This is a genomic window from Haemophilus haemolyticus (assembly GCF_003490595.1).
Taxonomy (GTDB): Bacteria; Pseudomonadota; Gammaproteobacteria; order Enterobacterales; family Pasteurellaceae; genus Haemophilus; species Haemophilus haemolyticus_L.
In genome coordinates this window covers 55320-69489 of record NZ_QQGY01000012.1, presented here as the reverse complement: position 1 = coordinate 69489, position 14170 = coordinate 55320, and the positions used below count along the sequence as shown (strand labels likewise).

At 38.0% G+C, this 14170-nt stretch carries 15 protein-coding genes and 1 rRNA gene; 5 read left to right on the top strand and 11 right to left on the bottom strand.

Annotated features, from left to right (window positions below):
* Window positions 1-109: ribosomal RNA gene (locus tag DV415_RS09530) — 16S ribosomal RNA — on the bottom strand; the annotation flags it as partial.
* Between the two features lie 337 nt (window positions 110-446).
* Window positions 447-1001 carry a D-glycero-beta-D-manno-heptose 1,7-bisphosphate 7-phosphatase gene (gene gmhB / locus DV415_RS09525; protein ID WP_118791018.1) on the bottom strand — a complete coding sequence of 185 codons (555 nt, stop codon included), beginning with the start codon at window positions 999-1001 and terminating at the stop codon, window positions 447-449.
* A 175-nt stretch (window positions 1002-1176) separates the two neighbouring features.
* Here gmhB and metN point away from each other — a divergent pair, with 175 nt between their 5' ends.
* The 3 genes from metN to DV415_RS09510 are packed head-to-tail and all read left to right on the top strand — an operon-like array spanning window position 1177 to window position 3753.
* A complete protein-coding gene (gene metN / locus DV415_RS09520; protein ID WP_005632972.1) occupies window positions 1177-2214 on the top strand; it encodes a methionine ABC transporter ATP-binding protein MetN in 1038 nt (345 codons plus the stop codon).
* Window positions 2204-2893, top strand: a complete 690-nt coding sequence (locus DV415_RS09515; RefSeq protein WP_118791019.1) for a methionine ABC transporter permease — start codon at window positions 2204-2206, stop codon at window positions 2891-2893. Before metN ends, DV415_RS09515 begins: the two co-directional genes overlap by 11 nt.
* Window positions 2894-2931: 38 nt before the next feature.
* Window positions 2932-3753: a MetQ/NlpA family lipoprotein gene (locus DV415_RS09510; RefSeq protein ID WP_118782626.1), complete on the top strand. Its 822-nt coding sequence runs from the start codon at window positions 2932-2934 to the stop codon at window positions 3751-3753.
* A 189-nt stretch (window positions 3754-3942) separates the two neighbouring features.
* Here DV415_RS09510 and nusG read toward each other — a convergent pair whose 3' ends face one another.
* The 5 genes from nusG to tig form a co-directional block, all read right to left on the bottom strand.
* Window positions 3943-4500: a transcription termination/antitermination protein NusG gene (gene nusG / locus DV415_RS09505; RefSeq protein WP_005628071.1), complete on the bottom strand. Its 558-nt coding sequence runs from the start codon at window positions 4498-4500 to the stop codon at window positions 3943-3945.
* 1 nt (window position 4501) lies between these two features.
* A complete protein-coding gene (gene secE, locus DV415_RS09500; protein WP_005636067.1) occupies window positions 4502-4918 on the bottom strand; it encodes a preprotein translocase subunit SecE in 417 nt (138 codons plus the stop codon).
* Between the two features lie 139 nt (window positions 4919-5057).
* Window positions 5058-6299 (bottom strand): ATP-dependent protease ATP-binding subunit ClpX, encoded by a 1242-nt coding sequence (clpX, locus tag DV415_RS09495; protein ID WP_118776426.1) that lies wholly within the window; start codon window positions 6297-6299, stop codon window positions 5058-5060.
* 8 nt (window positions 6300-6307) lie between these two features.
* Window positions 6308-6889 carry an ATP-dependent Clp endopeptidase proteolytic subunit ClpP gene (clpP, locus tag DV415_RS09490; RefSeq protein ID WP_005639290.1) on the bottom strand — a complete coding sequence of 194 codons (582 nt, stop codon included), beginning with the start codon at window positions 6887-6889 and terminating at the stop codon, window positions 6308-6310.
* A 126-nt stretch (window positions 6890-7015) separates the two neighbouring features.
* Window positions 7016-8314: a trigger factor gene (tig, locus tag DV415_RS09485; RefSeq protein ID WP_118791020.1), complete on the bottom strand. Its 1299-nt coding sequence runs from the start codon at window positions 8312-8314 to the stop codon at window positions 7016-7018.
* 431 nt (window positions 8315-8745) lie between these two features.
* Here tig and DV415_RS09480 point away from each other — a divergent pair, with 431 nt between their 5' ends.
* The gene (locus DV415_RS09480) at window positions 8746-8997 is read left to right on the top strand and encodes a hypothetical protein (protein WP_118776428.1); all 252 of its coding nucleotides are present in this window, start codon (window positions 8746-8748) and stop codon (window positions 8995-8997) included.
* Window positions 8998-9007: 10 nt separating this feature from the next.
* Window positions 9008-9601, top strand: coding sequence for a hypothetical protein (locus DV415_RS09475; RefSeq protein ID WP_118791021.1), 594 nt, complete (start codon window positions 9008-9010; stop codon window positions 9599-9601).
* 108 nt (window positions 9602-9709) lie between these two features.
* Here the strand turns inward: DV415_RS09475 and tuf are convergent, their stop codons facing one another.
* The 4 genes from tuf to rpsL form a co-directional block, all read right to left on the bottom strand.
* Window positions 9710-10894 carry an elongation factor Tu gene (gene tuf / locus DV415_RS09470; protein WP_005646706.1) on the bottom strand — a complete coding sequence of 395 codons (1185 nt, stop codon included), beginning with the start codon at window positions 10892-10894 and terminating at the stop codon, window positions 9710-9712.
* A gap of 64 nt (window positions 10895-10958) precedes the next feature.
* Window positions 10959-13061 (bottom strand): elongation factor G, encoded by a 2103-nt coding sequence (gene fusA, locus DV415_RS09465; protein WP_118791022.1) that lies wholly within the window; start codon window positions 13059-13061, stop codon window positions 10959-10961.
* An 84-nt stretch (window positions 13062-13145) separates the two neighbouring features.
* The gene (gene rpsG, locus DV415_RS09460; protein ID WP_005626581.1) at window positions 13146-13616 is read right to left on the bottom strand and encodes a 30S ribosomal protein S7; all 471 of its coding nucleotides are present in this window, start codon (window positions 13614-13616) and stop codon (window positions 13146-13148) included.
* A 157-nt stretch (window positions 13617-13773) separates the two neighbouring features.
* Window positions 13774-14148, bottom strand: coding sequence for a 30S ribosomal protein S12 (gene rpsL / locus DV415_RS09455; protein ID WP_005543325.1), 375 nt, complete (start codon window positions 14146-14148; stop codon window positions 13774-13776).
* Window positions 14149-14170: the final 22 nt, after the last annotated feature.

The window sequence follows — 14170 nt, the reverse complement described above, 5'->3', positions numbered from 1 at the left end:
TCCGCCACTCGTCAGCAAGAAAGCAAGCTTTCTCCTGCTACCGTTCGACTTGCATGTGTTAAGCCTGCCGCCAGCGTTCAATCTGAGCCATGATCAAACTCTTCAATTCAAGTTCAATCGCTCAATATACTGCTTAGCTATAAATAAAAACACTACTTAAAAAGTAATTATGAATTTTCAGTTAAGCACCTATTAAGACTTCAAAATTAAAAATATTTTAAAACAAGTCAATCAACAAGTGCCCACACAGATTGTCTGATACATTGTTAAAGAGCAAAAAATAACGACGCACGTGGAAACTTAAATACTTCACAACAGTGCGTCGTTGTGTGCGGTGCATTATAGGGATTTTCAAAACCCTTGCAAGTACTTTTTGTAAAAATATTTAAAAAAATGATCTTTTGATTAAAGCGCAAGCGATTAGAGCAAAATATAGATATTTTGGGCTATTTTTTTAATCGTTTTAAAATTCTCGGAAGATCAACGATAGAATCTAACACATAATCAGCTACTCTCTCGCCTTCCTCTGTTACTGGTTTACCTGTACGAACTAATACATTCATTTTCACCTTGGCGCCAATTCCCGCTTTTAGATCTTCAACTTTATCTCCAACCATAATAGATTGCGTAGGATCGATCTTTAATTCTTTGATCGCTTGCAATAACATTCCAGATTTAGGTTTCCGGCAATCACAGTCTTCTTTATATTCACCTTTTCCCTCAGGATGATGTGGGCAATAGTAAATACCATCCAAATCCACATCTTGTTCAGCCAATGACCAATCCATCCATTCTGTTAACTGTAAAAACTGCTCCTCAGAAAAATAACCACGTGCAATTCCAGATTGATTGGTAACCAACACCAACATATATCCCATTTTCTTTAATTCACGCAATGCATCAATCGCACCATCAATAAACTTAAAGTTATCAATTTCGTGTACATAACCATAATCAATATTTAACGTACCATCGCGATCTAAAAAAATAGCCTTATTCATTCTCTTACCTTTTATAAATGTCAAATTGACGAAAATTATCTATTTAATCCAAGCAATTAGCAAATATAACTCATAACCAATCTTTCTAAAAAAGATAATCTGACATATTGACATAGCAATCTAGACGTCTAGAATACCGAAATAGATTTAAAAATAACAAATAAAAAGGGCTTATATGATTAAGCTAAGCAATATAACAAAGATTTTTGAGCTACCTAGCAAGAAATTGACTGCGCTGGATAATGTCTCATTAAACATCGAAAAAGGTCAAATTTGTGGCGTAATTGGTGCATCTGGCGCAGGAAAAAGTACATTAATCCGCTGTGTGAATTTATTAGAAAAACCGACAAGCGGTTCCGTTATTGTTGATAGCGTAGAATTAACAGGACTTTCTGATCGCGAGTTAGTACGTGCTCGTCGTCAAATCGGAATGATTTTTCAGCATTTCAATTTACTAAGTTCTCGTACTGTATTTGAAAACGTGGCATTACCTTTAGAATTAGAAGGTGAGTCAAAAGCAAAAATCCAAGAAAAAATCACCGCACTTTTAGAGCTTGTTGGTTTAAGTGAAAAACGTGATGCTTACCCGAGTAATCTTTCTGGTGGGCAAAAACAACGTGTAGCCATTGCACGCGCCTTAGCTAGCGATCCTAAAGTCTTATTATGTGATGAAGCAACCAGCGCATTAGATCCTGCAACGACGCAATCTATTCTGAAATTATTAAAAGAAATTAACCGCACTTTAGGTATTACGATTTTGTTGATTACTCATGAAATGGAAGTTGTTAAACAGATTTGTGATCAAGTTGCTGTCATTGATCAAGGTCGCCTAGTTGAACAAGGTACTGTTGGTGAAATTTTTGCAAATCCTAAAACAGAATTAGCACAAGAGTTTATTCGTTCGACCTTCCACATTAGTCTACCTGATGAATATTTGGAAAATCTTACTGATACGCCGAAACATAGTAAAGCGTATCCAATTATCAAATTTGAGTTTACCGGCCGATCAGTTGATGCGCCGTTACTTTCTCAGGCATCAAAAAAATTTGGCGTGGAGCTCAGCATCTTAACCTCACAAATTGATTATGCTGGAGGCGTGAAATTTGGTTATACCATTGCTGAAGTAGAAGGCGATGACGATGCCATTACGCAAACCAAAGTTTATTTAATGGAAAACAATGTGCGCGTGGAGGTGCTTGGTTATGTTCAATGATTTCTTGACAACATTCAGCCAGCAATTAACACCTCAAATGTGGGGTGTTGTCGCAACAGCAACTTATGAAACGATTTATATCAGCTTTGCATCTACTTTACTTGCCGTAGTAGTCGGCGTGCCTGTTGGCGTATGGACTTTCTTAACTGGAAAAAATGAGATTTTACAAAATAACCGCACTCATTTTGTGTTAAACACGATTATTAATATCGGGCGTTCCATTCCATTTATTATTTTGCTCTTAATTTTATTACCTGTAACACGTTTCATCGTGGGAACCGTATTAGGTACAACAGCAGCAATTATTCCATTGAGTATTTGTGCGATGCCATTCGTGGCTCGCTTAACTGCTAACGCATTAATGGAAATTCCAAATGGTTTAACCGAAGCTGCTCAAGCAATGGGAGCAACTAAATGGCAAATTGTATGTAAATTCTATTTGCCAGAAGCACTACCTACACTTATTAATGGCATCACGCTTACGCTGGTCACTTTAGTTGGTTACTCTGCAATGGCGGGGACACAAGGCGGCGGCGGCTTAGGTAGCCTCGCTATCAACTACGGCGTATATCGCAATATGCCTTATGTCACTTGGGTAGCAACCATTATTATTGTGCTATTCGTTATGATTAGCCAAAAACTCGGCGATACACTGGCTAAAAAAGTGGATCATCGTTAATTAAACACAACTCTTAACTTAAACAGGAAGGAAATCCTATGAAATTAAAACAACTTTTTGCAATCACTGCAATCGCATCAGCTCTCGTTTTAACAGGCTGTAAAGAAGACAAAAAACCTGAAGCTGCAGCTGCACCACTTAAAATCAAAGTCGGTGTAATGTCTGGCCCTGAGCACCAAGTTGCAGAAATTGCAGCAAAAGTCGCTAAAGAAAAATATGGTTTAGACGTTCAATTCGTTGAATTCAATGACTACGCATTACCAAATGAAGCGGTATCTAAAGGTGATTTAGATGCAAACGCAATGCAACATAAACCTTATTTAGATGAAGATGCAAAAGCGAAAAATTTAAATAACTTAGTCATCGTGGGTAATACTTTCGTCTATCCATTAGCGGGTTATTCTAAAAAAATCAAAAGTATAAATGAATTACAAGAAGGTGCTAAAGTTGTTGTTCCTAACGATCCAACAAACCGCGGCCGCGCATTAATTCTTCTTGAAAAACAAGGTTTAATCAAATTAAAAGATGCAAATAACCTTCTTTCAACTGTATTAGATATTGTTGAAAATCCAAAAAAATTAAACATCACTGAAGTAGACACTTCTGTTGCAGCTCGCGCATTAGACGATGTTGATTTAGCTGTAGTAAACAACACTTATGCGGGTCAAGTGGGCTTAAATGCTCAAGATAACGGTGTATTTGTAGAAGATAAAGATTCTCCATATGTGAACATTATCGTTTCTCGTACCGATAACAAAGACAGCAAAGCTGTTCAAGATTTCGTAAAATCTTACCAAACAGAAGAAGTTTACCAAGAAGCTAAAAAACACTTTAAAGATGGTGTTGTAAAAGGTTGGTAATTTCTACCGCACTTTAACTCATTACTAAATCCCTTGCTCTGCAAGGGATTTTCTATATCTTATCTTCTACGACCAATTAATTTCCTAAAATTAAAGATCACACAAGTAACAATACCTTGATAAATTCAGGGCATGAAAAAACCGCACTATAAAAGTGCGGTAATTTTTTTAATTATTCTTAATCAAGAATTAATGTATTTTTTCTACTTGACCAAATTCTAGTTCAACAGGTGTAGCACGACCAAAGATTGATACAGAAACTTTTAAGCGACCTTTTTCATAATCCACTTCTTCTACTGTACCATTAAAGTCTGCAAATGGACCTTCCGCCACACGAACTTCTTCACCAGGATGATACTCATTGCGGTGACGCGGTTTATCTGTGGTTTGTTCTAAACGGTTTAAAATAGTATCGGCTTCTCGTTTAGAAATTGGCGCTGGTTTATCAGGTGTACCACCAATGAACCCCATAACACGCGGAACACTTTTCACCAAGTGCCATGTTTCATCATTCATTTCCATTTCTACGAGCACATAGCCAGGGAAAAACTTACGTTCGCTTTTACGACGTTTACCTGCAACATTCTCAACGACTTCTTCAGTTGGAACTAACACTTCACCAAATTGGTCTTCCATTTGTTGCTGTTTAATGTATTCACGCAAAGTTAAAGCCACTCGGCTTTCAAAACCAGAAAACGCCTGTAATACATACCAACGTTTTTTTGATACAGTTGTTTCTTCAGTCATTTTAGAATCTCAAATCAGTTAAGAAATTAATTACTGTCACAATAATCGAATCTGTCGCCCAGAAAAATAAGGATGCAATGATTGTTACCCCAATTACGATTAATGTAGTTTGACGCGCTTCTTGGCGACTTGGCCATACCACTTTTTGCGCTTCTATTTTTGAATCTTTAAAGAATGTACGAGCTTTTGTACCTTGATTAGTAATTGCTGCAAATGCAAAAGCAATCACTAATGCAATGACTACACCCACTACACGAATAGGTAATGAATATACTTTTTGGAAATAAACATTACCAATTGCAGCTGCCGCAAAAAAGACTGCGACTAAAATCCAAAGAAGGGTATTTAATCCTTTAGATTTACCTTCTACCACCGTCTCTGGTACATTTTTCTTTTTATCAACAATTTCAGTTGCCATAAATTGAATCCGTTATTTACTTAGGAAAATAAGAATAAAGTTATAAGAACGTGCGATTGTAGCATTTTCTTTTCGCCTTGCCTATTGAAAATCATCAAGCAAAATAGAAAACATAAGGAAAAACAACCGCACTTTTCTATTAAGAATGATATTCTAATTTTGGAGCAGTATTATCTACAATGGTACTTTCATCCACGACTACTTTACGTAAATTTTCGATAGATGGTAAATCATACATCGTATCAAGTAATACAGACTCGACAATAGAACGTAAACCACGTGCGCCTGTTTTTCTTTCAAGCGCTTTCTTAGCCATTGCTTTTAAAGCTTCTGGAGTGAATTCTAACTCCACATTTTCAAGTCCAAATAAAGCTTGATATTGTTTAGTTAAGGCATTTTTAGGCTGTGTAAGAATTTGCACAAGGGCCTCTTCATCTAATTCACTTAGTGGAGAAATCATGGGTAAACGCCCAATAAATTCCGGAATTAAACCAAACTTCATTAAATCATCTGGTTCTACTTGGCGGAATAATTCAGAAAGAGACTTTTCCTCTTCATCCTTTTCTACTTTCGCACTAAAACCGATACTCGTACTTGTTTGTGTACGTTTACTGATAATTTTATCTAATCCCGCAAATGCGCCACCGCAGATAAAGAGAATTTTTGACGTATCCAATTTCACCATTTCTTGCTGCGGATGTTTACGCCCGCCTTGAGGTGGAATAGAAGCCACTGTACCTTCAATAAGTTTCAACAATGCTTGTTGTACACCTTCGCCAGATACATCTCGAGTAATTGATGCGCCTTCTGATTTACGGCTAATTTTATCGATTTCATCAATATAGATAATGCCTTGCTCGGCTTTTTCAGTATTATACTCACAGTTTTGTAAAAGCTTTTGTAGGACATTTTCTACATCTTCACCGACGTAGCCAGCCTCAGTCAATGTTGTCGCATCAGCCATCGCAAAGGGCACATTTAAACGACGAGCTAATGTTTGAGCAAGCAATGTTTTACCACTACCCGTTGGTCCAATAAGCAAGATATTACTTTTACCGAGCTCAACATCGTTATTTTCATGATTAGTTCGTAAGCGTTTATAATGATTGTAAACTGCGACAGAAAGCACTTTTTTTGCATAATCTTGGCCAATAACATAATCATCTAGATGAGCGCGAATTTCGTGAGGAGTTGGTAATTTCTCCTCATTTTCTGCTGCACTTTCGTCTACACTTTCATCATTACTTTCTTCAAGCATTGAATGACAAAGTTCAATACACTCATTACAAATATAGCCGTCTTTACCAGCAATTAATTTATCTACTTCGCTTTTTTCTTTTCCGCAAAAAGAGCAATGTAAATCTTTATCTTTGTCTGACATGTGTTTCCTTAACGTTTAATTAAAACCTCATCAACTAAACCATATGCTTTTGCTTCTTCAGCTGACATAAAGTTATCGCGATCTGTATCTTTCTCAATTCGTTCTATACTTTGCCCAGTATGGAATGCTAAACGATCGTTTAAGGTGTGTTTAATTTTCAAAATTTCTTGTGCATGAATTTGAATATCCGATGCTTGACCACGGAAACCACCTAAAGGTTGGTGAATCATCACACGCGCATTTGGTAACGCTGCTCGTTTGCCAGCGGTTCCGCCAGCAAGCAAAAATGCCCCCATTGAGCATGCCTGACCGATACAAAGTGTACGAATATCTGGCTTAATAAATTGCATTGTGTCGTAAATAGCCATACCTGCGGTAACAGAACCACCAGGAGAGTTGATATAGATATTGATATCTTTAGTTGGATCTTCAGACTCTAAAAAAAGCAGCTGAGCCACAATGAGATTTGCCATACGATCTTCCACTTCACCACTTAGGAAGATCACACGCTCTTTTAATAAACGGGAATAAATGTCGTATGAACGCTCGCCACGCGAAGTCTGTTCAACAACCATAGGAATTACACTCATTTTCTTACCTTTTTCACAAAAATTGCTGATTATTTTACTCTAAATAACCTACAAATAAAAATGCGGCCGCTTTTGTTAAAAAGAGCGACCGCGCTTTTATTCAATCATAACGATATTAATTAATCATTATACTTGTGGATTCATAATTTCATCAAATGAAGAAACTGTTTCAGTAACTTGTGCTTTAGCAAGTACTGCATCCACTGCTTGTTCTTCTAATACTACGTTACGAATATTGTTCATTAATTCTTCGTTTTTACTATAGTATTCAACAACCTCAGCTGGTTGCTCGTAAGCTGATGCAATATCTGCAATCATTGCTTTAGCGCGTTCTTCATCAGCTTTTAATTCATTAGATTTAATCACTTCAGAGAATAATAAACCTACTTGAACACGACGAGTTGCTTCCGCTTCAAATAATTCACGTGGTAACTGTGCAGCTTGTTGTGCATTACCGCCAAAACGTTGAGCTGCTTGATTGCGTAATACATTAATTTCTTCTTCTACAGCAGAAGCTGGTACTTCAATTGAATTTTGTTCAATTAAGCCGTTGATTACTTGTTGTTTAACACGTGAAACTAATGCATTTTTCAATTCACGTTCCATATTCTTACGAATTTCTACACGTAAATCTGCAACAGATTTAGTATTCGGACCGAACTTAGCAACAAACTCATCTGTTAACTCAGGTAACACCATGTTTTCTACTTTTTTCAAGGTGATTGCAAATTTTGCCGCCTTACCTTTTAAGTTTTCTGCATGGTATTCAGCAGGGAAAGTTACATTAATATCAAATTGCTCACCTGCTTTATGGCCTACGATACCATCTTCAAAACCAGGAATCATACGACCTTGTCCCATAAATAAAACGAAGTCAGATGCTTTACCGCCGTCAAACTCTTCGCCATCTACAGAACCAACAAAATCAATAGTTACGCGATCATCTGATTTTGCTGCAGAGTCGGTTTCTGCCCAAGTTGCTTGTTGTTTACGTAACACATCAACCATTTTATCAATATCAGCTTCTGTGATTTCAACAGTTGGTTTTTCAACTTTAATATTCTCTAAACCTTGTAATTTAACTTCTGGATAAACTTCAAAAGTTGCGGTGAAAACTAGATCTTTACCTTCTTCAAAAGTTTCAATACCAAAAGTTGGACGACCTGCAATATTAATCTTTTCTGCAATCACTGCATCAAAAAAATGACGTGGTAATAAATCGTTTAATACATCTTGACGGATTGATGCACCGAAGCGTTGTTCGATAATATGAGCAGGCACATGGCCTTTACGAAAACCGTCTACACGCACATTTTTTGATGCACGTTTAAATTCTTCACGAACTGCTTTAGATACAGTTTCAGCTGGAACGGTGATCGCTACACGGCGTTCTAAACCTTGAGTTGTTTCAATATTTAATGACATTTGTTACCTCAATTAATTTGCACTCGGTAAAAATCCACACCGAACACGTTTGTTAAATAAAATAAGACGTTCAATTATAACGAAAGAAATGTAACCAGTCGATAAAATACTGATTAAAAAAATCGTATTTTGGTGGTTTTATCAACAAGAAAAAGAGATTTGTAGGGTGGCATTTGAAAATGCTAGTTCCCGCAGGGTAAGTGGATTGGAATAATCCATGCACTCGTTTTTTACATTCAACACATTTCGCGTGCGTGAACTGTGGTTCAAACACTATACGGAAAGATTGTTTGTGTTTCAATCAACTATTTTGATGCTTCAAATTTTTGTTTTACCAAAACTTTATAAGTAGGAGAAGTATACTTCTCCTACTTGGTATTGACATACCAAGAAAAAACTTCACTTCCCCTCTATATTTAAGGAAAATCACTATGATTCAACTGACTCACTATGAAATAATCCTTTTAGAACAACTTGATAAACAAATTGATGAAGCTGAAAATGCGGAGTTACGTTATCAACTTTTAAGTTTAAAACTTGATTTGGTAAAACACCTAAATCAGCAAGAAATTAATTTACGTACACTTGAAACTGAGGAACGAAAATTGGAAGGTTCATATCGTCCTAGATATTATCGTTATCGACCTACAAATGCGTCTGAATCACCAATTTTAAATTTCTAAAGGAAATCATATGAATAAATTATTAAAATGGACAGTAGTTCCATTGGCCTCATTAATCATTACAGCTTGTTCTGATGATCCCAAGGCTCCTACTGTTGGAAATTATAAAGCTGCCATACAAAAAGTATTAAATACACAAAACGAAACCTGTTTCATTATTATCAATAGTGGAAATGTATATTTTACTCAAAAATATCCTTTTAGTTATGATACTTCTACTGATAACATTAAAAATAATAGTGTTATTAATAGGTTAAATTCCTGGGTAGAACGAGGTATTTTAGAGCTAAAAAACTCTGAATCGAATGGAAATCAAAGTACTTTTGAGTATGATTATACTGAGCAAGCTAAAAAATCCTATAAAATTGAAGGAAGAACAATTTGTGTACCAAGCAAAAAAATTGTTGAAGAAATTATTCAAGCGTCCGAGCCTTTGGTTGATTCATTTAGCGGAGAAACTTCGGTTAATGCTATAGCTACTTACAAAATTATTGACTTACCCGATTGGGCAACTGATGATGAAAGTTTCAAAGCATTAAGAGAAGGTAAATATAGATTGATTTTAATGCACGATGGCTGGGTAGAGAGTTCACAATTAAAATAACCTATGCAGGGACAGAAATAAATTAGATTCCAACTGAATAGATATAAAAATAAGGCGGACCTTAGTCCGCCTTATTTCTTTGTTTTGATGACGTTTTCACTATATCAATTATTTGATGATTTTCGCTACAACACCAGCACCTACTGTACGGCCACCTTCACGGATTGCGAAACGTAAACCTTGGTCCATCGCGATTGGGTGGATTAAGCTTACTGTCATCTTGATGTTATCGCCTGGCATTACCATTTCCACGCCTTCTGGTAATTCAATAGTACCAGTTACGTCAGTTGTACGGAAATAGAATTGTGGACGGTAACCTTTAAAGAATGGAGTATGACGACCACCTTCTTCTTTTGATAATACGTACACTTCTGATTCGAAGTCAGTGTGTGGCGTGATTGAACCTGGTTTCGCTAATACTTGACCACGTTCGATTTCTTCACGTTTTGTACCACGTAATAATGCACCGATGTTTTCGCCTGCACGACCTTCGTCAAGTAATTTACGGAACATTTCAACACCCGTTACAGTAGTTTTCGCTGTATCTTTGATACCTACGATTTCTACTTCATCACCCGTACGGATGATACCACGTTCTACACGACCAGTTACTACTGTACCACGACCTGAGATTGAGAACACGTCTTCGATTGGAAGAAGGAACGGTTGGTCAATCGCACGCTCTGGTTCTGGGATGTAAGTATCTAAGTGGTTTGCTAACTCAAGGATTTTTTCTTCCCATTCTGCTACGCCGTTTAATGCTTGTAATGCAGAACCACGTACGATTGGAGTATCGTCACCTGGGAAGTCATATTGAGAAAGAAGTTCACGAACTTCCATTTCTACTAATTCTAATAACTCTTCGTCATCTACCATGTCGCATTTGTTTAAGAATACGATGATGTATGGAACACCTACTTGGCGACCTAATAAGATGTGCTCACGAGTTTGTGGCATAGGACCATCAGTTGCTGCTACTACTAAGATAGCACCATCCATTTGTGCCGCACCAGTAATCATGTTTTTAACATAGTCGGCGTGTCCTGGACAGTCAACGTGTGCGTAGTGACGAGTTGCTGTATCGTATTCAACGTGTGAAGTGTTGATGGTGATACCACGCGCTTTTTCTTCTGGCGCGTTATCGATTTGGTCAAATGCGCGAGCTGCACCACCGTAGTGTTTAGATAATACGGTTGTGATTGCTGCTGTTAAAGTTGTTTTACCGTGGTCAACGTGGCCGATTGTACCCACGTTTACGTGCGGTTTTGTACGTTCAAATTTTTCTTTAGACATTGCTAATGTTTCCTAAGAAGTGCGGTATAAAACAATCATGTTTTACACCGCTGGTTTACAAAAATTATTTTTTACGCGCTTCAATTACTGCAGCTGCAACACTTGTTGGAGCTTCAGCATATTTTAACGGTTCCATTGAGTATGATGCACGACCTTGAGTTTGTGAACGTAAGTCTGTTGCATAACCGAACATCTCAGAAAGTGGAACTTCTGCATCGATTTTAACAACGAATTCGTTCGCTTCTTGACCGTTAACCATAGCACGACGACGGCTTAAGTCACCAATTACATCACCAACGTATTCAGGTGGAGTTTCAACTTCAACTTTCATAATTGGCTCAAGTAGAACTGGGTTTGCTTTTGCGAATGCTGCTTTAAATGCTAAAGATGCAGCAAGTTTAAACGCTAACTCAGATGAGTCCACATCATGGTATGAACCGAAGTGTAAACGTACACCAAGATCAACTACTGGGTAACCCGCTAATGGACCAGATTTAAGTTGTTCTTGAATACCTTTATCAACCGCAGGAATGTATTCACCAGGAATTACACCGCCTTTGATTTCGTTTACAAATTCATAACCAGGACCTTCTGGATCTAATGGATATAAGTCGATAACAACGTGACCATATTGACCGCGACCACCAGATTGTTTCGCATGTTTACCTTCCACATCATTAACTCGAGTACGGATAGTTTCACGGTAAGATACTTGTGGTTTACCAATGTTTGCTTCCACTTTGAACTCACGTTTCATACGGTCAACGATGATATCTAAGTGTAATTCACCCATACCAGAAATGATGGTTTCACCAGATTCTTCATCAGTGTGAACACGGAATGAAGGGTCTTCTTGTGCTAAACGACCTAATGCTAAGCCCATTTTTTCTTGGTCAGCTTTAGTTTTTGGTTCTACCGCAACAGAGATTACTGGCTCTGGGAATTCCATCCGCTCAAGGATAATTGGTGCTTCAATTGCACATAATGTATCACCAGTAGTTACATCTTTTAAGCCGATAGCAGCTGCGATGTCACCTGCACGAACTTCTTTAATTTCTTCACGTTTGTTAGCGTGCATCTGTACGATACGACCAAAACGTTCACGTTTTTGACGTACAGAGTTTAATACTGTATCACCAGAATTAATAACACCAGAATATACACGGAAGAATGTTAAGTTACCTACGAACGGGTCAGTTGCAATTTTGAATGCTAATGAAGAGAATGGTTCTTCATCACTTGCATGACGTTCGCCTTCAGTTTCATCTGGATTGATACCTTTAATAGCTGGAATATCTGTTGGCGCTGGTAAATATTCAACAACGGCATCTAGCATAGCTTGAACACCTTTGTTTTTGAACGCAGAACCACAGGTTACTAAGATAATTTCACTTGCTAATACACGCTGACGTAATGCAGACTTAATTTCTTCTTCAGTTAAGTCTTCACCGCCTAAGTATTTCTCCATTAACTCCTCAGATGCTTCAGCTGCTGCTTCTACAAGGTTTTGACGCCATTCTTCACAGTCCGCTTGCATATTTGCAGGCACATCTTCATAAGTGAAAGTCATACCTTGGTCTGCTTCATTCCAGTTAATCGCTTTCATTTTGATTAGGTCAACGACACCTGTGAAGCTTTCTTCTGCACCAATTGGAAGTTGAAGTGGAACCGCATTAGCACCTAAGCGAGTTTTTAATTGTTCAACAACACGTAAGAAGTTAGCACCAGTACGGTCCATTTTGTTAACGAACGCGATACGTGGCACTTGGTATTTGTTAGCTTGACGCCATACAGTTTCAGATTGTGGTTGAACACCACCTACCGCACAGTACACCATTACCGCACCATCAAGAACACGCATAGAACGTTCTACTTCAACGGTAAAGTCTACGTGTCCCGGGGTGTCGATAACGTTGATACGGTGTTGTTGGAACTGTTGTGACATACCTGACCAAAATGCGGTAGTTGCCGCAGAGGTAATGGTGATACCACGCTCTTGTTCTTGTTCCATCCAGTCCATCGTTGCAGCACCATCGTGCACTTCACCGATTTTGTGGCTAACACCAGTATAGAATAAGATACGCTCAGTGGTAGTGGTTTTACCAGCGTCAATGTGCGCACTGATACCGATATTACGATATCTTTCAATAGGGGTTGTACGAGCCATTATTATAACCTTGTTTATTTAATATCAGTTTATATAAGGGTAAGGCTTCATCAACGATGAAGCCCTTTAAATTCAAAAAACTTATTACCAACGGTAGTGAGCAAATGCTTTATTAGCTTCAGCCATGCGGTGAACGTCTTCACGTTTTTTCACTGCTGCACCTTTATTATCTGAAGCATCAGATAATTCGTTTGCAAGGCGTAAAGCCATTGATTTATCACCACGTTTACGTGCTGCTTCAACGATCCAACGCATACCTAATGCGTTACGACGTACAGGGCGCACTTCAACTGGTACTTGGTAAGTAGAACCACCAACACGACGAGATTTAACCTCAACAGTTGGACGTACGTTTTCAAGTGCAACTTCAAACGCTTCTAAAGGCTCTTTACCTGTGCGTTGTGCTAAAGTTTCTAAAGCACCATAAACGATTGATTCAGCAACGGATTTTTTACCGTCTACCATGATTACATTAATAAATTTTGCAAGTAATTCTGAACCGAATTTCGGATCTGGAAGAATCTTGCGTGCTTCAACACTACGACGACGTGGCATTGCGAATTTCTCCGTATTTTAATCTTCAGGATATCCAAAACCCATCAGCAATATTTCTCTTTGAGAAAATTTGCAGCGCAAAGCGCTTTTTGACTGGAGTTTATGGTTTAAATTGTTTTGCTAATTTAGACGTTTGGCCTTACTTAACGGAGAACCATTAAGCTTTAGGACGTTTAACGCCGTATTTAGAACGACCTTGTTTACGATCTTTAACGCCTGCGCAGTCTAATGCACCGCGTACTGTGTGGTAACGCACACCCGGTAAGTCTTTAACACGACCACCACGGATTAATACAACACTGTGCTCTTGAAGGTTGTGACCTTCACCACCGATATAAGAAGTTACCTCAAAACCGTTAGTTAAGCGGATACGACATACTTTACGTAGCGCTGAGTTTGGTTTTTTAGGAGTTGTAGTATATACACGAGTACATACACCACGTTTCTGCGGGCAAGCCTCTAATGCAGGAACGTTGCTTTTTACAACCTTTTTCACACGCGGTTTGCGTACTAGCTGGTTGATAGTTGCCATTAAAAAAGCTCCAGTTTAAATG

What these genes read in the sequence shown, in the direction of transcription:
- gmhB (WP_118791018.1), bottom strand. Translation starts at nt 1,001, where the DNA reads ATGAATAAGGCTATTTTTTTAGATCGCGATGGTACGTTAAATATTGAT.
- rpsG (WP_005626581.1), bottom strand. Translation starts at nt 13,616, where the DNA reads ATGCCACGTCGTCGTAGTGTTGAAGCACGCAAGATTCTTCCAGATCCG.
- secE (WP_005636067.1), bottom strand. Translation starts at nt 4,918, where the DNA reads ATGGCAACTGAAATTGTTGATAAAAAGAAAAATGTACCAGAGACGGTG.
- metN (WP_005632972.1), top strand. Translation starts at nt 1,177, where the DNA reads ATGATTAAGCTAAGCAATATAACAAAGATTTTTGAGCTACCTAGCAAG.
- rpsL (WP_005543325.1), bottom strand. Translation starts at nt 14,148, where the DNA reads ATGGCAACTATCAACCAGCTAGTACGCAAACCGCGTGTGAAAAAGGTT.
- fusA (WP_118791022.1), bottom strand. Translation starts at nt 13,061, where the DNA reads ATGGCTCGTACAACCCCTATTGAAAGATATCGTAATATCGGTATCAGT.
- clpP (WP_005639290.1), bottom strand. Translation starts at nt 6,889, where the DNA reads ATGAGTGTAATTCCTATGGTTGTTGAACAGACTTCGCGTGGCGAGCGT.
- DV415_RS09510 (WP_118782626.1), top strand. Translation starts at nt 2,932, where the DNA reads ATGAAATTAAAACAACTTTTTGCAATCACTGCAATCGCATCAGCTCTC.
- tuf (WP_005646706.1), bottom strand. Translation starts at nt 10,894, where the DNA reads ATGTCTAAAGAAAAATTTGAACGTACAAAACCGCACGTAAACGTGGGT.
- DV415_RS09475 (WP_118791021.1), top strand. Translation starts at nt 9,008, where the DNA reads ATGAATAAATTATTAAAATGGACAGTAGTTCCATTGGCCTCATTAATC.
- clpX (WP_118776426.1), bottom strand. Translation starts at nt 6,299, where the DNA reads ATGTCAGACAAAGATAAAGATTTACATTGCTCTTTTTGCGGAAAAGAA.
- DV415_RS09515 (WP_118791019.1), top strand. Translation starts at nt 2,204, where the DNA reads ATGTTCAATGATTTCTTGACAACATTCAGCCAGCAATTAACACCTCAA.
- tig (WP_118791020.1), bottom strand. Translation starts at nt 8,314, where the DNA reads ATGTCATTAAATATTGAAACAACTCAAGGTTTAGAACGCCGTGTAGCG.
- DV415_RS09480 (WP_118776428.1), top strand. Translation starts at nt 8,746, where the DNA reads ATGATTCAACTGACTCACTATGAAATAATCCTTTTAGAACAACTTGAT.
- nusG (WP_005628071.1), bottom strand. Translation starts at nt 4,500, where the DNA reads ATGACTGAAGAAACAACTGTATCAAAAAAACGTTGGTATGTATTACAG.